This window comes from Rhodococcus sp. BH5 (assembly GCF_027583855.1).
GTDB classification, from domain to species: Bacteria; Actinomycetota; Actinomycetes; order Mycobacteriales; family Mycobacteriaceae; genus Rhodococcus_F; species Rhodococcus_F qingshengii.
In genome coordinates, this window is record NZ_JAJHVW010000004.1 from 219,419 (window position 1) to 241,115 (window position 21,697).

20 protein-coding genes are annotated in these 21,697 nt (G+C 62.8%); 14 read left to right on the top strand and 6 right to left on the bottom strand.

The annotated features are described in order from the left end of the window. The first annotated feature begins 176 nt into the window (after positions 1-176). From RhoBH5_RS12795 to RhoBH5_RS12840, 10 genes are all read left to right on the top strand, one after another. Positions 177-941, top strand: a complete 765-nt coding sequence (locus RhoBH5_RS12795; protein ID WP_003945687.1) for an MlaE family ABC transporter permease — start codon at positions 177-179, stop codon at positions 939-941. A gap of 64 nt (positions 942-1,005) precedes the next feature. Continuing rightward, positions 1,006-1,857 (top strand): MlaE family ABC transporter permease, encoded by an 852-nt coding sequence (locus RhoBH5_RS12800; RefSeq protein ID WP_042920421.1) that lies wholly within the window; start codon positions 1,006-1,008, stop codon positions 1,855-1,857. A gap of 11 nt (positions 1,858-1,868) precedes the next feature. Further along, positions 1,869-3,053 (top strand): MCE family protein, encoded by a 1,185-nt coding sequence (locus RhoBH5_RS12805; protein WP_003945815.1) that lies wholly within the window; start codon positions 1,869-1,871, stop codon positions 3,051-3,053. Next, the gene (locus RhoBH5_RS12810) at positions 3,053-4,072 is read left to right on the top strand and encodes an MCE family protein (protein ID WP_192712139.1); all 1,020 of its coding nucleotides are present in this window, start codon (positions 3,053-3,055) and stop codon (positions 4,070-4,072) included. Before RhoBH5_RS12805 ends, RhoBH5_RS12810 begins: the two co-directional genes overlap by 1 nt. Next, positions 4,069-5,127 (top strand): MCE family protein, encoded by a 1,059-nt coding sequence (locus tag RhoBH5_RS12815; RefSeq protein ID WP_003945728.1) that lies wholly within the window; start codon positions 4,069-4,071, stop codon positions 5,125-5,127. The genes RhoBH5_RS12810 and RhoBH5_RS12815 overlap by 4 nt, the downstream gene beginning before the upstream one ends. Further along, positions 5,124-6,428 (top strand): MCE family protein, encoded by a 1,305-nt coding sequence (locus tag RhoBH5_RS12820; RefSeq protein WP_007734341.1) that lies wholly within the window; start codon positions 5,124-5,126, stop codon positions 6,426-6,428. The genes RhoBH5_RS12815 and RhoBH5_RS12820 overlap by 4 nt, the downstream gene beginning before the upstream one ends. Next, positions 6,428-7,675 carry an MCE family protein gene (locus RhoBH5_RS12825; RefSeq protein WP_270008379.1) on the top strand — a complete coding sequence of 416 codons (1,248 nt, stop codon included), beginning with the start codon at positions 6,428-6,430 and terminating at the stop codon, positions 7,673-7,675. The genes RhoBH5_RS12820 and RhoBH5_RS12825 overlap by 1 nt, the downstream gene beginning before the upstream one ends. Then, a complete protein-coding gene (locus RhoBH5_RS12830) occupies positions 7,672-9,066 on the top strand; it encodes an MCE family protein (protein WP_037132261.1) in 1,395 nt (464 codons plus the stop codon). The genes RhoBH5_RS12825 and RhoBH5_RS12830 overlap by 4 nt, the downstream gene beginning before the upstream one ends. Then, positions 9,066-9,884, top strand: a complete 819-nt coding sequence (locus tag RhoBH5_RS12835) for a hypothetical protein (RefSeq protein WP_270008380.1) — start codon at positions 9,066-9,068, stop codon at positions 9,882-9,884. Before RhoBH5_RS12830 ends, RhoBH5_RS12835 begins: the two co-directional genes overlap by 1 nt. Continuing rightward, positions 9,881-10,429, top strand: coding sequence for a hypothetical protein (locus RhoBH5_RS12840; protein WP_007734345.1), 549 nt, complete (start codon positions 9,881-9,883; stop codon positions 10,427-10,429). Before RhoBH5_RS12835 ends, RhoBH5_RS12840 begins: the two co-directional genes overlap by 4 nt. Before the next feature lie 88 nt (positions 10,430-10,517). Here RhoBH5_RS12840 and RhoBH5_RS12845 read toward each other — a convergent pair whose 3' ends face one another. Next, positions 10,518-11,981 carry an alpha,alpha-trehalose-phosphate synthase (UDP-forming) gene (locus RhoBH5_RS12845; RefSeq protein WP_085989962.1) on the bottom strand — a complete coding sequence of 488 codons (1,464 nt, stop codon included), beginning with the start codon at positions 11,979-11,981 and terminating at the stop codon, positions 10,518-10,520. 103 nt (positions 11,982-12,084) lie between these two features. Further along, a complete protein-coding gene (locus RhoBH5_RS12850) occupies positions 12,085-12,258 on the bottom strand; it encodes a hypothetical protein (RefSeq protein ID WP_164490548.1) in 174 nt (57 codons plus the stop codon). 156 nt (positions 12,259-12,414) lie between these two features. Here RhoBH5_RS12850 and RhoBH5_RS12855 point away from each other — a divergent pair, with 156 nt between their 5' ends. Both RhoBH5_RS12855 and RhoBH5_RS12860 read left to right on the top strand, forming a co-directional pair. Then, positions 12,415-14,169 carry an ABC transporter ATP-binding protein gene (locus RhoBH5_RS12855; protein ID WP_270008381.1) on the top strand — a complete coding sequence of 585 codons (1,755 nt, stop codon included), beginning with the start codon at positions 12,415-12,417 and terminating at the stop codon, positions 14,167-14,169. A gap of 23 nt (positions 14,170-14,192) precedes the next feature. Further along, positions 14,193-15,968 (top strand): ABC transporter ATP-binding protein, encoded by a 1,776-nt coding sequence (locus RhoBH5_RS12860; protein WP_270008437.1) that lies wholly within the window; start codon positions 14,193-14,195, stop codon positions 15,966-15,968. Positions 15,969-16,012: 44 nt separating this feature from the next. Here the strand turns inward: RhoBH5_RS12860 and RhoBH5_RS12865 are convergent, their stop codons facing one another. Then, the gene (locus RhoBH5_RS12865; protein ID WP_116057206.1) at positions 16,013-16,948 is read right to left on the bottom strand and encodes a methionyl-tRNA formyltransferase; all 936 of its coding nucleotides are present in this window, start codon (positions 16,946-16,948) and stop codon (positions 16,013-16,015) included. A 110-nt stretch (positions 16,949-17,058) separates the two neighbouring features. On the opposite strand from RhoBH5_RS12865, the gene RhoBH5_RS12870 reads away from it, so the two are divergent. Further along, complete coding sequence (locus RhoBH5_RS12870; protein WP_003945829.1) at positions 17,059-17,862, top strand: alpha/beta fold hydrolase; 804 nt, start codon at positions 17,059-17,061, stop codon at positions 17,860-17,862. 60 nt (positions 17,863-17,922) lie between these two features. On the opposite strand, the gene RhoBH5_RS12875 is transcribed toward RhoBH5_RS12870, so the two are convergent. The 3 genes from RhoBH5_RS12875 to RhoBH5_RS12885 form a co-directional block, all read right to left on the bottom strand. Continuing rightward, entirely contained in the window at positions 17,923-18,192 is a 270-nt protein-coding gene (locus RhoBH5_RS12875; protein ID WP_007734349.1) for a metal-sensitive transcriptional regulator, read from the bottom strand. Positions 18,193-18,282: 90 nt separating this feature from the next. Beyond that, complete coding sequence (locus tag RhoBH5_RS12880) at positions 18,283-18,693, bottom strand: DUF302 domain-containing protein (protein ID WP_003945447.1); 411 nt, start codon at positions 18,691-18,693, stop codon at positions 18,283-18,285. 103 nt (positions 18,694-18,796) lie between these two features. Then, positions 18,797-20,944 carry an MMPL family transporter gene (locus RhoBH5_RS12885; RefSeq protein WP_116058213.1) on the bottom strand — a complete coding sequence of 716 codons (2,148 nt, stop codon included), beginning with the start codon at positions 20,942-20,944 and terminating at the stop codon, positions 18,797-18,799. Positions 20,945-21,087: 143 nt separating this feature from the next. On the opposite strand from RhoBH5_RS12885, the gene RhoBH5_RS12890 reads away from it, so the two are divergent. Continuing rightward, positions 21,088-21,672, top strand: coding sequence for a class I SAM-dependent methyltransferase (locus tag RhoBH5_RS12890; RefSeq protein WP_003945672.1), 585 nt, complete (start codon positions 21,088-21,090; stop codon positions 21,670-21,672). Positions 21,673-21,697 lie beyond the last annotated feature (25 nt).

Below are 21,697 nucleotides of genomic sequence, written 5' to 3' on the forward strand. Positions count from 1 at the left end.
TTCCCATGTCTCCGATCTTCCGGTTTCGGATCGGCGCCGTGAGGCTACTCCTTAGAGTTGGACACTTGTTTTTGACAGGTGAACACGTTCTAGTTAATATGACCTGAGTCACAAGCTGTCGGGGGCTGGACTATGAGAACAGACAGTACTGCGGCAACCAAGGACGAGGAGGGCGAATGGTAGACCTCGTCGAGGTGCCATTACGAGCGGTCGGTGGCTTCTTTCAGATGTCCGCCCAAACCTTGAGGGCAGTCTTCTCCCGCCCTTTCCAGCGGCAAGAGTTCATCGATCAGGCCTGGTTCGTGGCCCGAGTCTCGATGGTGCCGACGGTGCTGGTCGCAATCCCGTTCACGGTGCTGGTCAGCTTCACCATCAACATTCTCTTGCGCGAGATCGGTGCAGCCGACCTCAGTGGTGCCGGAGCTGCCCTCGGCACCGTCACACAGGTCGGCCCCATCGTCACAGTGCTGATCGTCGCCGGCGCCGGCGCAACCGCCATCTGCGCGGATCTTTCGGCCCGAACCATCCGCGAAGAGATCGACGCCATGAAGGTGCTCGGGATCAATCCCATCCACCGGTTGGTCGTTCCCCGAGTGCTCGCGTCGACAGGTGTGGCGCTGCTTCTCAACGGACTGGTCTGCACCATCGGCATCCTCGGCGGTTTCGTCTTCTCAGTGTTCATCCAGGACGTGAACCCCGGCGCGTTCGTCAACGGCATCACACTGCTCACCGGATTCGGTGAGCTCATGCTCTCCATGGTCAAAGCAGGGCTGTTCGGCATGATCGCCGGCCTGGTTGCGGCCTACCTCGGACTCAACGTCAAAGGCGGCGCCAAGAGCGTCGGTGACGCGGTCAACCAGACCGTCGTGTTCGCGTTCATGGCGCTCTTCGTCGTCAACGTGCTCATCACGACCATCGGTATCAAGTTGACGGCCGGATGAGGCCCACGGCAGTCGGAGAGATCGAAGTGGACAGAACGACAAACGACAGACGGGAGGAGATCTGATGGCGTTGGCCGCAGCGGGACGCTTCCCGCGCACACGTCGACAGATCGGTTCGCTCTCTCGCAGTATCGACAGCATCGGTGATCAAGCGCTGTTCTTCGCGAAGGCTCTCGGTCACGCTCCCAAGGCGCTGATGCGCTATCCACGTGAAACTCTGCGACTGATCGCCGAGATCAGCATGGGCACCGGTGCGCTCGCCGTCATCGGTGGCACCGTCGTGATCGTCGGATTCCTGACACTGTTCACCGGTGGCACCATCGCCGTTCAGGGCTACAGCTCGCTGGGCAACATCGGCGTCGAAGCACTGACGGGCTTCTTCGCCGCCTTCATCAACGTTCGCATCGCAGCGCCGGTCATCGCCGGAATCGGCCTCGCCGCAACCATCGGCGCCGGCTCCACCGCGCAGCTCGGTGCGATGCGCGTCTCCGAAGAGATCGACGCGCTGGAGACGATGGCGATCCCGTCGATTCCGTATCTGGTCAGCACCCGCGTCATGGCCGGCATGATCGCGATCATCCCGCTGTACTCACTGGCGGTCATCGCGTCGTTCGTCGCCAGCCGCTTTGCGACGGTGTTCCTCTACAACCAGTCCGGCGGCGTGTACGACCACTACTTCACGACCTTCCTGATACCCACGGACATACTGTGGTCGTTCGCCCAGGCGATAGTCATGGCGCTGGCCGTCATGCTCATCCACACCTACTACGGCTTCAACGCAACCGGTGGCCCGGTCGGCGTCGGTGTCGCGGTGGGTAACGCAGTGCGCGCCTCGTTGATCGCGGTCGTCACGGTCACCCTGCTCATCTCACTCGCCATCTACGGCGGGTCCGGCAACTTCAACCTGTCGGGATAGGCGGGCAAGCGATGACCGTACCCAGATGGCACAAGAAGTTGGCCGCAGCCGGCCTGGTCCTCGGACTCGTGGCGATCGTCGCCGTTGCTCTCACCATGTTCTCGGGTGGGTTCACCAAGAGCACGCCCATCACCGTGACGTCCACGCGTGCCGGCCTGGTCATGGAACCCAATGCCAAGGTGAAGTTGCGCGGAGTGCAGGTCGGCCGCGTCGAGTCGATCTCACTCGTCGGGGACCAGGCAAACCTGAAGTTGGCGATGGACCCGGGCCAGATGTCGAAGATTCCGTCGAATGCCCGGGTGGAGATCAAGACCACCACGGTGTTCGGTGCGAAGTACGTCAACATCGTGATCCCCGACGATCCGTCGACCCAGCCGATCCAGGAGGGTGCTGTCATCGCTTCGGACAGCGTCACCGTCGAGTTCAACAGTGTCTTCGAACATCTTTCGGACGTACTCGCGAAGATCGAACCGGAAAAGCTCAACGCCACACTCGGCGCGATCTCCACCGCACTCAACGGGCGCGGCGAGTCGCTGGGTGAGGTTCTCGAGCTCGGTGACACCTATCTGAAGAAGATGAATCCGGTTCTACCGCAGCTCCAGGAAGACTTGGTCGGCGCCGCCGATGTCACCAATCTGTACGCCGACGTGGCACCGGATCTGATGCGCATCCTCGACAATGCCACCGCGACAAGCGGATCGATCGTGGCCGAGCAGGCAAACCTCGACTTGCTGTTGCTCAACGTCACCGGCCTCGCGGACACCGGCAACGCGTTGTTGACCGACAACGAGCAGAACCTGACCACCGCCCTCGACACTCTGACCGCGACGACGACCCTGCTCGACAAGTACTCGTCGGGTCTGACGTGCTTCATCGTCGGATTGAACGACGGTCGGATCAAGTTCGAGCCACTGGCAGGCACCGGGGACAAAGCGGCGCTGATGCTGAGTGCGAGCTTCATGTACGGCGCCGAGGCGTACCAGAATCCGCAATCTCTCCCCAAGGTCGCGGCCTCCGGCGGACCCAATTGTTATGGTCTGCCCGAATTCGATCCGAAGGTCGACGGGCATGCACCGTTCGCAGTCACCAACACCGGCAACGTGCCCTTCGTTCCCAACACCGAACTGCGCGTTACCGTGCCGACCATTTTCCAGTATCTCTTCGGTGACTCCTACGAGCAGGAAGACGGGAAGTGATGAGACCGACCACGGTCAAGCTGCTGATTTTCACCGTCGTCATGGCGGTCATCTTCGCCGGACTGGCGATCGTCTTCAGTCAGGTGCGCTTCAGCAGCAGCAACGGATTTCACGCCACCTTCTCGGACGTCTCGGGACTCAAGTCCGGCGACAAGGTCCGCATCGCCGGTGTTCCGGTCGGGTCGGTCACCGGAGTGTCCATCGGTGACTCCAACCAGGCCGAGGTCGAGTTCGACGTCGACACCAAGTACTCGCTGATGAAGAGCACCAAAGCGACTGTGCGCTACGAGAACCTGGTGGGCGATCGCTACATGGAACTGCTCGAGGGCGCCGGTTCCACCGAGACGCTTCCGTCGGGAGGATCCATTCCGGTCGATCAGACGTCGCCCGCTCTCGATCTGGATCTGCTGCTCGGCGGATTCAAGCCGCTGCTTCGTTCGCTCGACCCGCAGCAGGTCAACGACCTCTCCGGGGCCCTGCTGCAGGTACTCCAGGGCCAGGGCGGAACGCTGGTTTCGTTGCTGGGAAACACCAGTTCGTTCACCAGCACGTTGGCGGACCGAGACCAGCTGATCGGGGACGTCATCACCAATCTCAACGACGTACTCGGCACCATCAACGACAAGGGCGATCAGTTCTCCACCACGATCGATCAGCTCCAGCAGTTGGTCAGTGGATTGGCGAAGGACAGTGGCCCGATCGGCAGCTCGATCACCGAGATCGCCGGTGCCACGGGAGATCTCGCGTCGTTGCTGCAGGCGACACGTCCGGACATCCAGACGCTGATCGGGGAGACCAACCGAACGATGACGCAGCTGGACCTGGGCAAGGACGACATCAACACCGCTCTCGATCGTCTGCCGTCCGACTACCGGAAGCTGATCCGAGTGGGCACGTACGGAGCATTCTTCCAGTTCTATCTGTGCGCCAACACTTTCAAGTTCTCCGGACCCGACGGGACGACGATCATCTTGCCCACGGCAGTTCAGGACACGGGAAGGTGCGCAAAAGTCTCATGACCCCAACCCGTGAACGTAATCCGGTACAGATCGGTGTCATCGGTCTCGTCCTGGCGGTGGCAACCGTCGGTGCCGCGCTTCAATACGATCAACTCCAGTTCATCAACGGTGGCATTCGCTACTCGGCGTACTTCCAAGATGCCGGCGGCCTGGTCACCGGCGACGACGTGACCATGGCCGGCGTGAAGGTCGGCAAGGTCAGCGACGTCGAACTCGACGACCAGAAGGTGTTGGTCACCTTCACCGTTCAGGACGGTGTCGCCCTGGGCGAGCAGACAGCGGCTGATATCAAGACCAACACGGTTCTCGGGCGAAAGTCGTTGGCGGTACGGCCGGAAGGATCCGGACTGTTGCGGACGGACACGCCGATTCCGGTCGAACGCACCAACTCCCCGTACTCGCTCAACGACGCTCTGGGTGACCTCGGGACAACGGTGTCCGAACTCGACACGGAACAGATCAACGATTCGCTCAACGCGATCTCGGACACCCTGGCCGATACTCCGCCAGAACTTCGCACCGCATTGGACGGAATGACGCGGCTTTCGCAGAGCATCAACTCACGCGACGAGAGCCTGCTCCAATTGCTCTCGCGGGCCGAAGATGTCACCAAGATCCTTTCCGACAGAAGCGGTCAGATCGATTCGTTGCTGGTCGACGGCAACAAGTTGTTTGCCGAACTGAGCTTGCGGCGTGACGCGATCAGCGAACTGATCGTCAACACCGGCGCAGTCTCACGTCAACTGTCAGCGCTCGTGCAGGAGAACGAGGCCCAGATGGGGCCGACCCTCGAGAAGCTGAATTCGGTCGCCGAGGTTCTCCAGCAGAACAAGGACAACATCGCGGGAGCGCTCGACGGACTCGGACCGTACATCACCGCGCTCGGTGAGACCGTGGCCAGCGGCCCGTTCTTCGACGCCTTCATCATCAACATTCTGCCGAGCAACTGGTGGAAGACCCTGGTGGACACCAGCGTCGCGCCCGAGCAGGTTCCGGGCGACCTGGAAGACTTCTTCCCCGGTATTCCACCGACGATCAGGGGGCCGGGAGAATGACCGAGACCATGACTTCACAGGATCCACAGGGCTCCACCAACCCACGCAAGAAGTGGGTGCTGATCGGAGCGGGTGTGCTGGTCGCGCTGCTCGTGGCGGGTGCGGCCTACCTCTTCATCCCGGGCCTGGGCAAGACCAAGATCTCCGCGCACTTCGTCTCGACCACCGGTCTCTACGAGGGCGATGTCGTGCGAGTGCTCGGTGTCAACGTCGGCAAGGTGACCAAGATCGAACCGCGTGATCGGGACACGTACGTCGAGATGAAGATCGACTCGAGCGTCGACGTTCCGGCAGATGCCAAGGCGCTCATCGTTGCTCAAAGCCTCGTGTCCGCACGCTTCGTGCAATTGACCCCCGTGTACTCCGGCGGGGAACAGATGCCCAACGGCGGCGAGATCCCGATCGAGCGCACCGCCGTTCCGGTGGAGTGGGACGAGATCAAGACCGAACTGACCAAACTGTCGGACGCCCTCGGACCGGAGGGTCTGGACGATCAGGGTTCCCTCGGTCGATTCATCGACACCGTGGGAACGAACCTCGACGGTAACGGTGAGTCGATTCGGTCGACGCTGCGCGAACTCTCGGCCACGATGCACACGCTGTCCGAAGGCCGGACCGATTTGTTCTCCACCATTCGGAACCTGCAGGCATTTGTCACTGCGTTGTCCTCGAGCAACGAGCAGATCGTGCAGTTCAGCGGTCACCTCGCTTCGGTGACAAGCGTTCTCGCAAGCAGCTCCGACGAGTTGGGTACCGCCCTCAGTGATCTCGACCTGGCCGTCGGCGACGTCCAGCGGTTCGTCAAGGACAACAGCGAGGGACTGAGCGAATCGGTTGCGCGTCTCGCCGATGCCACTCAGGTACTGACTGACAAGCGCCCGGAGATCGAGCAGGTTCTGCACTCCGGACCGACGTCGCTTGCCAACTTCTATCAGATCTACAAGCCGGCTCAGGGCAGTATGACCGGCGCAATTGCACTGAGTAACTTCAAGAATCCGATCCAGTGGATCTGTGGTTCCATCGAAGGTATCGAGAGTGGTAACTCCCAGAACAGTGCCGACCTGTGTAAGCAGTACCTCGGGCCGGTGCTCAGCACGATGATCGGCAACTACCCCGGATTCCTGTTCAACCCGGTCGCGGGTGTGCAGGCTTTCCCGGATCAGATCGTCTACACCGAGCCGGGATTGGAAGCGGCAAGTCAGAATCAGCCGGAAACCGTCGCAGGACCGATGTCAGGTGCTCCCATGACGAGTGTTCCCAAGGATCTCGCCGAACTCTTCAACATGGGCGGAGGGAACTGATGCGGGTAGCTCGCAAGACCACGGTTGCCGTGTTGGCCACGGCAGTGGCTCTCGGCGCCAGCGGTTGTGAATGGAACGGTCTCAACTCGGTGCCGATGCCAGGCACTCAAGGCCGGGGCGAAGGCGCATACGAGGTTCAGATCGAGATGCCGAACGTGACTACGCTGTCGCAGAATTCGCCCGTCCGGGTGGATGACGTGGCAGTGGGAAGCGTTTCGAACATCGAGGTTCAAGGCTGGCACGCTCTGGTGACGGTGTCGCTGAATCCCGAGGTTCAGTTGCCGGCCAACGCGACGGCAAAAATCGGTCAGACCAGCTTGCTCGGCTCTCAGCACATCGAGTTGGCGCCGCCGGTAGGGGAGGAGCCCGAGGGCCGACTCGAAGCCGGTGACCTGATTCCGATCGAGCGGGCGGGCGCTTACCCGACGACGGAACAGACGCTGTCGTCGCTGTCGGTTGTTCTCAACGGCGGCGGTCTCGCTCAGGTTCAGGACATCACGAAGGAACTCAACGCCGCTCTCGGTGGGCGTGAAGATTCGGTTCGCGACCTCCTGCCTCAGCTCGATCAGCTGGTCGGCAGTCTGGACAAGCAACGGGGCGACATCGTTTCGGCGATGGAGGGACTCGATCGACTGTCCTCGACGGTCCAGGCCCAGCACGACACCCTGAACAAAGCGCTCGAAGGTATTCCGCCGGCACTCGAGGTTCTTGTCGCTCAGCGTCAGGACATCACCAACGCCTTGACCTCCCTCGGTGGTCTCAGCGAGGTGGCCAGTCGCGTCATCCATGAGAGCGGTGACGATTTCGCGACCAACGTTCGCGCGCTGTCGCCGACTCTGAAAGCGTTGGCGGATTCGGGCAACGCTCTCACGCAGGTTCTCGGAGTCCTCTTGACGTTCCCGTTCCCACAGAACGGAATCGACAACGTCATTCGCGGTGACTACGCCAACTTGGCGATGACCATCGACATCTCGCTGCCCCGACTGGACGCGAACTTCCTCACCGGAACTCCGTTGGCCGGAACGCTCTCCGGACCGGAAGGCGTGTTGGGTAAGCAGGCCGGGCTGGCCGGACAGACAGGCAACCCGTTGAGCGATCCGCTCAAGCCTGCCGCACCGCCCGCACAGGCCCCTGCCGGACAGGCTCCCGCAGGACAGGCTCCGGCAGCGGATCCGAATACCATTCAGATTCCGGGACTTCCGCCGATCAACATTCCAGGACTTCCTCAGGGGGCACCGGCACCATGATGCTCACAAAGTTCGTCCGCATCCAGCTCATCATCTTCGCCGTCTTGACGGTCGTCGGTTTGATAGTGATGGCCACTCAGTACGTGCGTGTTCCCGCTATGGTCGGTATCGGCCGATACGACGTCACCGTCGAATTGCCTGCCACCGGTGGGCTGTACAAGAACTCGAACGTCACCTACCGCGGTCAGACCATCGGCGTCGTGAACGCGGTGGAGTTGTCGGAAACGGGCGTGAATGCGCGTCTGTCTCTCGAGAGCGGCGTCAAGGTGCCCTCGGACGTCGACGCTGCGGTCAAGAGTGTGTCGGCGATCGGCGAGCAGTTCGTCGATCTGATTCCGCACACCGACAGCTCCGGAGCGATCGTGGTCGACGGGCATCTGGAAAACGGATCGGTGATTCCCGAAGACCGAACCAGCATTCCGCAGGATGTCGGCGCGATGCTCGATCAGGCAGATGTGTTGCTGCAGAGCATTTCCGACACCAAGCTCAAGACTGTCATCGACGAATCCTTCAAGGCGTTCAACGGTGCCGGCCCGGATCTGCAGAAGCTGATCGACTCGGCTCGGCTGTTCGTCGAGGAGGCGAACAACAACTCCGACGCGACCAAGACCCTGATCGAGCAGGCCGGTCCACTCCTGGACACCCAGGTGGTCAGCAGCGACGCCATCCGTTCCTGGACAAGCAATCTGGTGACGTTCACCGATCAGCTCCGAGCCAGCGACCCTGATCTGCGTGCCGTCATCCAGAAGGGGCCGGCGGCAGCGGCGGAGGCGAATGCTCTTCTGCAAGACATGCAGCCGACATTGCCGATTCTTCTGGCGAACCTCGTGTCCGTCGGACAGGTCGGCGTGATCTACAACAACGCGATCGAGCAGATTCTGGTCATCTACCCGCCGCTGGCCGCAGCGCTGGTCACGGTGGCAGGCTCCGGCCCGGCTGCGGATGGTGCACTGGTGGACTTCCACATGGAGGTCAACGACCCGCCGCCGTGCACTACAGGATTCCTGCCCGCAGAGCAGTGGCGCAGTCCGAAGGACGAATCACCGATCGAGACGCCGTCGGATCTCTTCTGTCAGGTTGCCCAGGATTCGCCGATCGCCGTGCGCGGCGCGAGAAACCTTCCCTGCGAGGAGTATCCGGGACGTCGTGCGCCGACGGTCGAACAGTGCCGTTCCGGCTACGTACCGATGGGCACGAACCCGCAATCCGGGCCTCCGGAACCGATTACCGCGACCCCGAGCTCGTACACGTCGACGCCTTCGGTCTCGGCTCGTCGGTACGATCCGATTACAGGCACGTACATCGGGCCGGACGGAAGGACGTACTCGCAACCGAACCTCGGTGGCGGCGACGTCAGTCTCGAACAGTTCATGAAGGGTCAGCAGGGTTGATGACAGACGAAGATCCACAGGCCGGGCAGCGGGTGCGCCGTCGCGCGTCTCGCAGCGCCGGACCCACGGGTGCGGATGCAGACGCTGCCGCGGTAGTAGTGCCCACCGAAAAGAAGTCGGCCGAACAGAAGCCAGCCGAGCAGAAGCCGGCTGAGCAGAAGCCGGCTGAGCAGAAGGTGGCTGAGCAGAAGGTGGCGGCGCCAGTTGCTTTGGGCAAGCCCGATACTCCACCTGAGAAGGTCGTCAGCGGTGATCAGGTCGCGACCAAGGCTGAGCCGACCGGTACCGCCGAAACCCCCGCAGAAACTGCTGTGGACACCCCTGTTCGTTCGAAGCCCAAGGCCGGGTTGGTAGTCGGGATCGCCATTGCTTCGGTGATCGCTGTTGCTCTTGCGGCCCTGACGGTGTTTCTTCTCGTCGACCGGAACAAGGCGTCCAATGCCGACGAGGACCGAGCCCGCTACGTGGCCGGTGCCCGGACCACCGCACTGAATCTGACGACACTGCACGCGGATACAGCGGCTGCCGACCTCGACAAGTTCCTCGCCGGCACCACCGACGAGTTCAAGTCGCAGTTCGACGGACGCAAGGATTCGTTTGTCAACGTCCTCGGGCAGGCCGGAGTTCAGACCGACGGCGAGGTGCTCGAAGCCGGGTTCGAGAAATCCGACGGCGATTGCGGGACTTCATTGGTCGCGGTGCGTGCGATGCAGAAGAACGGCGACGAAGCGCCCGCTGAACGCAACTACCGACTCCGAATCACCATGTGCGACGTCGACGGGCAGTTGCTTGCCTCGAATGTGGAGTTTGTGCCATGACCCCAGAAGTGAACCCCGAGACGTCCAAGCAAGTTTCGCCGAAGCCGAAGCGCGCCTCACCGCTCGCCATCATCCTGTGCGTCATCAGTGCAGTGGCCATCGCGTTGGCGGCAGTGTCGGCGTATCTCTACTTCGGTCCGGACGGAACGCGTGACACCGCAGCGATCGATCAGACCAGAGACGAAGTGGCACAGGCCTCTTCCGATCAGGCGGTAGCGATGTTCCAGTATGACTACAACAACGTCGACCAGCAGTTGCATGCAGCCACAGACGGTTTGACGGGCGATTTTCAAGGCACGTTCACCAACCTGATCGAATCGGTGATCATTCCGGGAGCCAAGGAAAAGTCGCTGACCGTTCAGGTCGTCGTCCAGGGCGCCGCGGTTCTCGACGCCGAGGCAGACAGCGCGACGACGATGCTGTTCCTCAATCAGATCACGACGTCTTCGGAATCGCCCGAAGCCGTTGCCAGTGGCAGTCGCGTGAAGATGAGTCTGGAGAAGCAGGACGGGCGTTGGCTCGTGAACAACGTCCAACCCTTCTGATCAAACACACGAAGGCTGGAGTCGGGTACGAAAGAGGCTGGGGCCGCGGAGATTCACTCTCCGCGGCCTCAGCCTTTGTGCACTGTCCTCAGTGGTCTTGTGCTTCGGCCGGGGCGATCAGCGCCGGGCCTGCGGCACCGCCGTGTGCGAGCGCGTCGAGGAACGAGCGCGCCCAGCGGTCGACGTCGTGCGTCAGGACCTGACGACGTAGCGCACGCATGTGGCGCCGGCCGTCCTCGCGCGGTTGATTGAGGGCCTTCTCCATCGAATCCTTGACGTCGTCGAGGTCGTGGGGATTGCACAGAAATGCCTGGCGGAGTTCTGCTGCGGCACCGGTGAATTCGCTGAGCAGCAATGCACCACCCAGATCGCTTCGGCAGGCGACGTACTCCTTGGCGACGAGGTTCATGCCGTCACGCAGCGGCGTGACGAGCATGAGATCGGCGGCGACGAAGAACGCGACCAGTTCGTCGCGTGGGATCGGCCGATGGATGTAATGGACGACGGGGCGGCCGACTTCGCTGAACTCGCCGTTGATTCGGGAGACCTTCTGCTCGATGTCTCCGCGCATCTGTACGTAGCTTTCGACGCGTTCGCGGCTCGGGGTCGCCAACTGCACCATGACGGTGTCGGCGGGGTCGATGCGCTTCTCCATGAGAAGTTCGTGGAGCGCAGCGAGCCTGACGTCGATGCCTTTGGTGTAGTCGAGGCGGTCGACGCCCAGCATGATGTGCTTGGGGTTTCCGAGTTCTTTGCGAATCTGCTTGGCGCGGTCTCGGATTGCCTTGGTGCGCGAGAGCTCGTCGAGCTTGCCGGAGTCGATGGAGATAGGGAAGGCGCCGACGCGGACGCTACGGAAACCTACTTGCACCACACCGAGTTTGGAGCGGACGCCGACGGTTCCACGTGAAGTCTGTTGCCCGGCAAGGCGTCTGGCCAGGTACAGGAAGTTCTGTGCGCCACCCGGAAGGTGGAAGCCGATGAGGTCGGCGCCGAGGAGGCCTTCGACGATCTCGGTGCGCCACGGCATCTGCATGAACAGCTCGACCGGGGGAAACGGAATGTGCAGGAAGAAGCCGATGGTCAGGTCGGGGCGCAGCATCCGCAGCATCTTCGGTACCAACTGCAGCTGGTAGTCCTGGATCCAGACTGTCGCGCCCTGTGCCGCTGCCTTGGAGGTGGCTTCGGCGAATCGCCGGTTCACCTCGACGTAGGCGTTCCACCATTCGCGGTGGTACTCGGGTTTGACGATGACGTCGTGATAGAGCGGCCAGAGGGTGGCGTTGGAGAATCCCTCGTAGTACTCGTTGATCTCCTCGGCGCTCAGCGGCACGGGGTAGAGCTCGAGTCCGTCTTCGACGATGGGGTCGAGCTCGGCGTCCGCCACCCCCGCCCAGCCCACCCACGCGCCTTGATTGCTGCGCAGGATCGGCTCGAGAGCGGTGACCAGTCCGCCGGGGCTTCGCTTCCAGCGGGTGGTGCCGTCGGGAAGCCGTTCCAAGTCGACGGGCAGGCGGTTCGCTACGACAACGAACTCAGCCTGCCCGGACACGGCTTCACCGGTCGAAGAAGCAGGTGCGCTGTCAGAAAGGGTTGAACTGGTCGAATCCGGACTGACAGGCACGTGGTTCCTTCTCGGTCGGTGAGGGAAAGATTCAGTCGAGCTTGGCGGCGGGGGAGATACCGAGCATCGAGAGCAGCATCCTGCACTCGTCGGCATCTTCCGCGTAGGCAGCGACGACGCGCTGTGCCTGACGAGCAGTTTCGTCCGCTACGGGCTCGAGGTCCTCGTCCGCGATCTCGGTTTCGACGGTCGTGTTCTCAGCCATCATGTTCCTCTCGTGCTTGCCTGCACGGCGCAAGCAATGGTTCTTACTCGCGACTCTATGAGAACTGGGCGTGTCGACGCTAGTTGCTCATGTATTAGGGTCGACTTACTTATCTCTGTACTCAACTTTATCGCTTCCATCGATGCTTGGAGTTCCATGAGTTCGACCCCCTCGAGTGTGACCGTCGACTCGGACGAGCCGGATAGTGGCAATCACAGCGGTGCTGCGATTTTGCGACGTGTCCTCGTCCGTAACCGTGGCCCGCTCGCCATCGGCACGGTTCTGGTCTGTCTGCACCAACTGACCGAGACGGCGGTGCCGATCTCCATCGGTGTGATCATCGACCGTGCGGTGGAGACTTCGGACACCACGGCCCTGATCGTCTCCATCGTCGGTCTCGCGGCTCTGTTTCTCGTTCTGACGGCCGCGTGGCGCTTCGGCGCACGCTTCATCGTCACCGCGATGCAGCAGGAGGCTCATCGCCTCCGGCTCGAGGTGGCGCACCGCGTCCTCGATCCGCGTGGGGTGCGCACCGATCTGCGTTCGGGTGAATTGCTGACAGTCTCGACATCCGATGCCGAGCAGACTTCGTGGATCGCGGACATCGTCCCGCGCGCCGCTGCGGCCCTGACAGCTGCGGTGGCGTCGGCGGTGGCGTTGGTGTGGATCGACCTCTGGCTGGGGCTGGCCGTTCTGATCGGAACGCCGGTCATTCTCGGTCTGCTGCAATTGGCGGCGCCTCTCATCACGTCGAGGGCCACCGGTCAGCAGGCGTCGATCGCTCGGGCGTCGGCGATGGCTACGGATCTGGTCAGCGGATTGCGTCCGCTGCGCGGTATCGGCGGTGAGAAGACCGCGTCGGCGCGCTACCGCACGGTCAGCCGTCAAGCGCTCGCATCGACGATCGGCACGGCCAAGGCGACCGGTATCTACACCGGCGTTGCCGCGACCATCAGTGCGTTGCTCGCGGTCGGTGTTGCGGGGTTCGCGGGATACTTCGCGTTGCAGGGCCGGATCACGGTCGGTGAACTGATCACCGTGGTGGGGCTTGCGCAGTTCATCATCGAACCGCTCGGATTGCTTGCGTCCATTCCCGGATACTTCGCGGTGGCGCGAGCGTCGTCGGATCGACTGGCACTGGTCTTGGACGCGGAGCCACTGCGTGGCGCGGGTTCGCAGACCGAACTCGAAGGCACCGACCTGACTCTCGACAGAGTCGAGTACAAGTCACTCAAGGGCATCGACCTGCATCTGCCTGCCGGAGAACTGCTGGGCGTCGTGGCTTACCAGCCGCAGGACGCCGACGCTCTTGTCGCGGTCCTGTCCGGTCAGCTGGCGCAGGACGCGTATCGCGGGGTGGTGAGGGTTGGCGGAATCAGCCTGTCCGACATGGACTTGCGATTGGCACGTCGGACGGTGCTGGTGGAGCCGCACATCACCGATCTGTTCTCCGGGTCGCTTGCGTCGAACGTCACCGCGGGCGCCGGTGATGGCGCTGCTCTCGACATCCAGAGTGCTCTCGTGGCGTCGGCAGCGGCGGATGTCGTCGACGCACATCCGGACGGTCTCGACCTCGAAGTGACCGATAGAGGCGCCAGTTTGTCGGGAGGCCAGCGGCAACGCGTCGCCCTCGCGCGCGCCTTGGTGGCACAGGCACCCGTGATGGTCCTGCACGATCCGACGACGGCGGTGGACGCGGTTACCGAGGCGTCGATCGCCGAAGGAATCGCAGAACTGCGGCACGAGGGTGCCGGTGGCATCCACACGACGGTATTGATCACCAGCAGCCCCGCCTTGCTGGCCGTGACGGATCGGGTGATCGTGTTGAACGCCGGAGTGATCGCCTCGACGGGCACACATTCCGAACTCTCTCGCGGCGACGCGAACTACCGAGGAGCGGTGCTGCGGTGACGGCCACGGACACGACAACCGAAATGCCGGCCGGGGCGAACGCGGAGAAGGTGACAGCGCGCGAGCTGTTGCCGATCGCGAGTGGTCGCCAGACCTGGAGGTGGTTGCGGGCAGCGCTGGCCGAACACCGGATGCAGAGCCTGCTGGTCCTGATCGTCGCGGCTTCGGCGTCGGCGATGGCCCTGGTGCCGATTTACGTCTTCGGTGTCCTGGTCGACCGGGTCCGGGACAACGCGCCCACGTCGACGATCGTCGGGGTGGTCGTGATCATCGCCGCTGCCGCAATCGTGGGCGGTGTGTTCACCGGTGTGGCTGCCTATCTGATCAAGCGGCTCGGTGAGACGATCCTGGCGGATCTGCGAGAGCGGACCGTGGACCGGGCACTGCGCCTGCCGATCCAGACCGTCGAGAAGGTCGGTAAGGGCGATCTGCTCTCACGAGTCGGTGACGACGTGTCGGTGATCGCCAAGGCCGTGTCCGACGTGGTTCCCGGCATGATCGCGGCGGTTCTGCTCGTGGCTCTGAGCATGGTGACCATGCTCGGACTCGACTGGCGACTCGGTCTGGCCGGAATGGTCGCGCTGCCGATGTACGCGCTGGCGCTCAAGTGGTACCTGCCACGCTCGGCTCCTGTTTACGCAGCCGAGCGGGTAGCGATGGGCGCTCGTTCACAAGCGCTGATCAGCAGTCTCCAGGGTGCGAAGACGGTCCGCGCGTACAGCCTCGAGAAGGAACACCTCGGGCAGATCGATGCGGCGTCGGCAAAAGCGCGCGATCTGGCAGTCGGAGTGTTCGGCCTGTTCACGAGGTTCGCCGGTCGAGGTAACCGCGCCGAATTCGTGGGCCTGTCCATGATTCTCGTCGTCGGATTCCTGCTGGTCCGTGAGGACGTCGTGACAGTCGGCCAGACGACGACTGCTGCCCTGCTGTTCCACCGCCTGTTCAACCCGATCGGCTCGCTGCTCTACACCTTCGACGAAGTGCAGTCGGCCGGCGCCAGCCTCGCGCGACTGGTCGGCGTCGTCGAGATCGAGGAAACGGAGCCTTCGACGGATGCAGGTTCCGTTCCGGCCGACGGTTCGCTGCGTCTGGATGACATTCGGCACAGCTACGACGGTGGTCATGAGGTTCTCCACGGAGTGAGCCTCACACTGCGAGCGGGGGAGCGCGTGGCGCTCGTCGGTTCGACCGGAGCCGGAAAGACGACGCTCGCGGCGATCGCTGCCGGTTCGATCACTCCGACGTCGGGCCGGGTGTCGATCGGCGGTGTCCCGCTTGCCGACCTCGACGACCTACGACGCCACATCGCGATCGTGAGTCAGGAGGTTCATGTCTTTGCCGGACCTCTGATCGAGGATCTGAGATTGGCGGCTCCCGAATCCTCGGACGAGGACGTTGCCGCGGCACTGCGGACGGTCGGCGCGTACGAGTGGGTGGAGGCTCTCGACGAGGGAATGCTGACCGTCGTCGGCGAAGGCGGGCACGAGATGACAGCGGCGCAGGCGCAGCAGTTGGCTTTGGCGAGACTGGTGTTGGCCGATCCCGCCGTCGCCGTACTGGACGAGGCAACAGCGGAGGCGGGCAGCGCCGGAGCGCGGGAACTGGAAGCGACTGCCGACGCCGCTACGGAGGGCCGCACCACTCTGGTTGTCGCACACCGGCTTACGCAGGCTGCGGGCGCCGACCGAGTGATCGTGCTCGAACACGGACAGATCGTAGAAGAAGGCCCGCACCGCGAACTGGTGTCCGCGGGCGGGCGTTACGCACAACTGTGGGCGGCCTGGGAAGGTCGCGACTGAGGGGTTTGTACTGGGTTTTGTACTGAGGGGGTCTGATCCGGCGATCAGGTGAGGTACCCGCCGCCGTGGGGGAAGAACTCGGCGGCGGTGTACTCGCTGCCGTCGTCGAGTCGGACGCGCTCGATCCGCAGTCCCTTGTTCTTGCCCGACCACGCGTCGGGGCCCGCGACGATCACCATGCCGTCGTCTTCCTGGATGAACACTCGGCCGGGGGTTCCGCCGTAGTGCCCGCGTGAGACGGACGACTTCAGGATGCGGATGCGCTGGCCCTTGAACTCGGCGAAAGCGTTGGGGTACGGATCGGACTGTGCCCGGACGAAACGCTCGATGACCTCGGCGGGCCAGGACCAGTCGACGTGGCTGTCCTGCGGTGCGCGCTTGTGGAAGAACGTGGCCTGCGATCGGTCCTGCGGCGTCCAGTCGGTACGGCCGGACGCGATCAGATCCAGGGCGTCGAGTGTGATGGGGCCGATCATGTCGATCGTGCGGTGGAACAGATCGGTGACGGTGTCGGTCGGGCCGACCGTCGTCGAACGCTGCAGCACGATGTCGCCCGCATCGAGTTCCTCGTCCATCAGGTGCGCCGTGAGCCCGACTTCTTCTTCGCCGTTGATCAGAGCCCAGATGAGCGGGGAGAATCCCGTGTACTTGGGCAGCAGCGAATCGTGGATGTTGAGGGTGCCGTACTTGGGTGCGTCGAAGACCTCCGCCGGCAACCAGGTACGCCAGTTGTTGGCGACGATGATGTCGGGAGCTGCTTCGGCCAGCGCGGCTTTGAAGGCGTCGTCAGGCTTGTTCGCCACGTGAACGGGTACACCGTTCTCGGCCGCCAGATCTGCAACCGAGTCCGCCCACATCTGTTCGTAGACGTGTTCGCTCTTCGGGTGTGTGATTGCCAGCACGACCTCGTGATCGGAGTCGATCAAGGCCTGCAGGGTACGGTGGCCCCAGGTTTGGTATCCGAGCGTAGCGACTCTCAACGGGGGTCCTCCTGGACGAGCATGGGCTGGGGTTGCGGTCACACGACCGCCCATCAGCTTAGGCTATCCAACCAAAATTGTTGATCACACGTACGAGGAGGAAGGCTGACATGACGGTCGCCACAATCAACGGAATCCCCATCAATTACCAGGTCAAGGGTGATGGAGATCTGGTGGTGCTCATCATGGGGACCGGCAGCCCCGGCCGCGTCTGGGATCTGCACCAGACTCCGGCACTGGTGGCCGCAGGCTACCGAGTCTGCACCTTCGACAACCGCGGAATCGCACCGTCCGGCGAGAGCCTCGGCGGCATCACGATGCCCGACATGGTCGCAGACACCGCCGGACTGATCGAGCACCTCGGTGGCGGTCCGGCCCATGTCATCGGAACCTCGATGGGCGCCCGGGTGGCGCAGGAACTGACGCTCGCCAGGCCCGATCTGGTTCGCAAAGCAGTGTTCCTCGCCGGTCACGCCCGGATGGATCATTTCCAGCAGGTCCTGACCGAGGGTGAGCGCCAGTTGTTCGACAGTGGAGTCGCTCTGCCGGCCAAGTACCGTGCCGCAGTGACCGCGGTGATGAACCTTTCGCCGGCCACGCTGGCAGACGATCACTCGGCGCGCGACTGGATGGATATCTTCGAGTTCACCGGCGGCGCAACGTCACCGGGTGTTCGCGCACAGCTCGGTATGGACCGCGCCTTCGATCGACGGGGTGCGTACAAGTCGATCATGCGCCCGTGCCTGTCCGTCGCTTTCGCCGACGACCGCATGATCCCGCCCTACCTCTCCCGCGAGGTGGCGGACTGCATCGCTACGGCGTCGTACGAAGAGATTCCCGACGCCGGGCACTACGGTTACCTCGAGCGTCCGGAGGCCGTGAACAAGGTGCTGATCGACTTCCTGGCGAAGTAGTTCTTTCGCACGCGAGAAAGGGCCTGACCTGCTAACTGCAGGTCAGGCCCTTCTCATGTTTCAGGCCAGTGCCAGGAACAGCTTCTCGAGTTCGGCCTCGGTCATCGGTTCCTGACCTTCCGCGCTGTCACCGCTCAGGCATTCACGCAGCCCGGAAGCGACGATCTTGAACCCTGCTCGGTCCAGCGCCTTGGACACGGCGGCGAGTTGCGTGACGACGTCCTTGCAGTCGCGGCCGTTCTCGATCATCGAGATGACCCCGGCAAGTTGGCCGTGGGCACGACGCAGTCTGTTCAATACGAGCGCAATGCTCTCTTCGTCGCCGGTCATGGTGGCCCCTTCTCGAGTGTTCGTGCTGCGGTCAAGGGTACCCCTGGGGGCATGTCACTGCTTGATTCAGTGTTTGATCCGACTGCGGTGTCAGATCAGCGAGTCGACGGCCGCGCGCAACTTGACGGCTGCGTCGGCTGCCACGGACTCGAGGCCGGGTTCGCCGGAAACCTGAACCATGAGAGCAGGGTTCATCGCTTCGACGAAGAACGAATTCTCGGTAGTCGTATCTTCGCGGACGACGACGTTGCACGGCAGCAGGAGGCCGATCTGACGATCCACCGAAACTGCCCGATGGGCCAACGGCGGGTTACAGGCACCCAGGATCAGGTACTTTTCCATGTCCTCGTCCAGCTTCGCCTTGAGTGTTGCCTGCATGTCGATCTCGGTCAGGATGCCGAAGCCCTGCTCGGCGAGAGCGCCACGCGTGCGGGTGACGACGTCGTCGAAGGTTCCGGTGACCTTGGTTGCGATCGCTATCGGTTCTGTGGGTGTTGTCATTGCGCACTCCTCGTCGTGGGCTGTCACTGTCGCCGGCTTTGATTTCTCTTGTCCCCATCATACCCCTGGGGGTATCAGTAGGACAGTGATGTCGGGTACACGATCAGCCATGCGAGAAGCTGATGTTCGGCAGGACGCGACGCAGCCATGCCGGCGCCCACCAGGCTGCCCGGCCGGTGAGGCGTAGGAGAACGGGCAGCAGCACCAAGCGGACGAGCACTGCGTCCAGGAGGACAGCTACGCCGAGAATGATGCCCATTTCCTTGGGTGGCAAGGGATCTGCGAGCGCAAAAGTGAAGAAGACCGCAACCATCACCGCTGCTGCCGCCGCAATGACCCGACCCGAATGCGCGAGGCCGTCGATGTGTGCGATCGCGGGGTCGCCTGTGCGTTCGTAGTGCTCCTTGGCACTCGAAAGCAGGAATACGGTGTAGTCCATCGCGATCGCAAAGATCATGGCGAAGAAGAAGACCGGACCCCACCCGTTGAGGAAACCCTGGGGGGTGAAGCCGAGTAGGCCTGCTCCGTGACCGTCCTGGAAGATCAGCTTCGCGATTCCGAATGCGGCCCCAGTGGACAGCAGGCTGACCAGCGTGCCGATCAAGGCGATCAAAGGCGCCTGGAGGGCGATCAGCAGCAACAGGAATCCGAGCGTCAGAATCACGACCACGACGATGGGAAGGTAGTCGTCGAGTGCCTGCTGAAGGTCGAGATTTTCGGCCGGAGCGCCGCCGACGAGCGCCGATTCCGGCAGTTGCGACCGAAGGTCGGCAAGGATGGTTTCCATCGCAGGATCTGACGGGTCGACGGTGGGAACTGCTTGCAGCATAACAAGATCGGACCCGTCGGCAGCTTGTTGCGCTGGGGTGACCATGGCCACGCCGTCAACGCTCATGGCAATTCGTGAGGTGTTGGCTGCATCGTCGGCGGACGTGACGATCTGCAACATCCCCGGGGCGCCGTCCCCGAATTGCTGCTGCACCAGTTCATAGCCCTGGCGAACCGGGGCGTCCTCGGGAACCACGGCGATGGAGGGCATTGCCACCTTCAGTCCGAAGACCGGAACAACGAGTGCGATCAGGATGAGTAAGGCGCCGAAGCCGAATGGCCACGGGTGCTTGTGCAGCAATGATGCCCAACCTGCGAACATCGGGGAGCGGTGCTGCTGGCGCTTTGCATACGGTAGAGAACCGCCGTTGACCTTCGCGCCGATCCTGCCGAGCACGGCAGGCAACAGGGTGAGTGTTGCGGCGAGAACGAAGATCACAGCGAGCATGATTCCGACAGCCATCGTGCGTACGGCCGGGGCTGGAACGATGAGAACCGCAGACAAACTGACCAGAACTGTGAGGCCGGAAAGGACCACAGCCTTGCCGGCGGTGTCCATGGTTTGAGCCACGGCGGCCCTTGGATCCGGATCGGCTCGCAATGCATCCCGGAACCTGGCGACGAGGAAGAGTGCGTAGTCGATGCCCAGCGCGAGAGCGAACATCATCGCGAAGTTCATGGCCCACACGGAAATCGGCGTGATCTCGTTGAGGATTACAAGCCCGCCCGCCGAAGCGACCAGGCCCGCAAGCGTCAGCAGTAGTGGTAGACCCGCGGCAACCAGGGAGCCGAAGGCCAACACCATGATCGCGAGAGTGACGGGCCACGACATCATTTCGGCTTTGATCATGGCTTCGTGATTGGCCTTGTTGAAATCGCTCCACAACGCCGACGCACCCGTCGGGTACACCTCGATCGTGTCGGTGGACAAGCCCGTGAGCTTCTTGCCGAGTTCGTCTACCGCGCTGACCATCTCGTCGGTACTCGCGTTGGCGCCCGCGACCATGATGCCGGTATGTCCGTCCGGGCTGATGGTCATACCGGGCTGCGGGGCGATCACTTCGCCGAAGCGAGGGTCCGCGGAAAAGATTTCCGTTGCCGCGGCCAGGGTTTGCTGCATCGACGGATCCGTGATGGGTAGAGAATCCGAGTGAACGACCACCTGTACTGCGGCGGAGGAATTTCCACCGAAATGCTGCTCGGCCAACTCGCGAACTTGCACGGATTCGGATCCGTTTGCCTGCCAACCCGCGCCGGCCAGGGAGGTGAAGACGCTGGGTGCTGCGGCGCCGAGTGCGATCAACGCGATCAACCAGACGCCGACGACGAGGTGGGTGTGAGTCGCCATCGATCGACCGAGACGCGCAAGTATGCCGTCGGCTCGGGTGGGTGGGTCCGCGGTGACTGTTCTGGTCGCTGACATCTTCACTCCTGATACGGGTGGGGGTATTCCTGTCCGTCACCTGTATACCCCCAGGGGTATCGATCTGTCACATTCGAGGGTTCTCTATGCTGCTGGGGGCACCGTCCGATCTGAAACGGTGAAACGGATATGGGAGAGCAATCATGGACGCACGCGACTGGGACGAGCGATACCGAGCGGTGACGGAGCCATGGGGAGTCGACCCGGCGGGAACCGTCGCAACAAGAATTTCCGATCTGAGACCGGGCACCGCGATCGATCTGGCCTGCGGCGACGGCCGTCACGCGCGGTGGATGGCTGGGCAAGGTTGGTCGGTGACTGCGGTCGACTACTCGTCGGTGGCGATCGATCTGGCACGGGCGAGTGACGGGGACAAGGCTGTCGACTGGCAGGTCGGCGACGCGACCGAGTGGCAGCCGGAAGGGCTGGTCGACCTGGTGTTGGTCAGCTTTCTTCACCTCGAGGTCGACCATCTGGCCGCAACCTTGAAGCGCGTCGGGGAGTGGCTGACGCCCGGCGGACGGGTCCTCTATTTGGGGCATTCCATCGAGAACTTCCATCGTGGTGTGGGCGGTCCACCCGAACCGACCATTCTGCCCGGTATTTCCGATCTCGCTCGCGCTGCGGAGGGATCGAGGGTCTATGCCCTCGAACATGTCGTTCGGCCGCAGGACGGTAAGACAGCAATTGACGTTTTGCTCGAATTCGGTCCGTGGGAACAGGTCTGACCAGGGCGGGAGCGCACCTTCACGT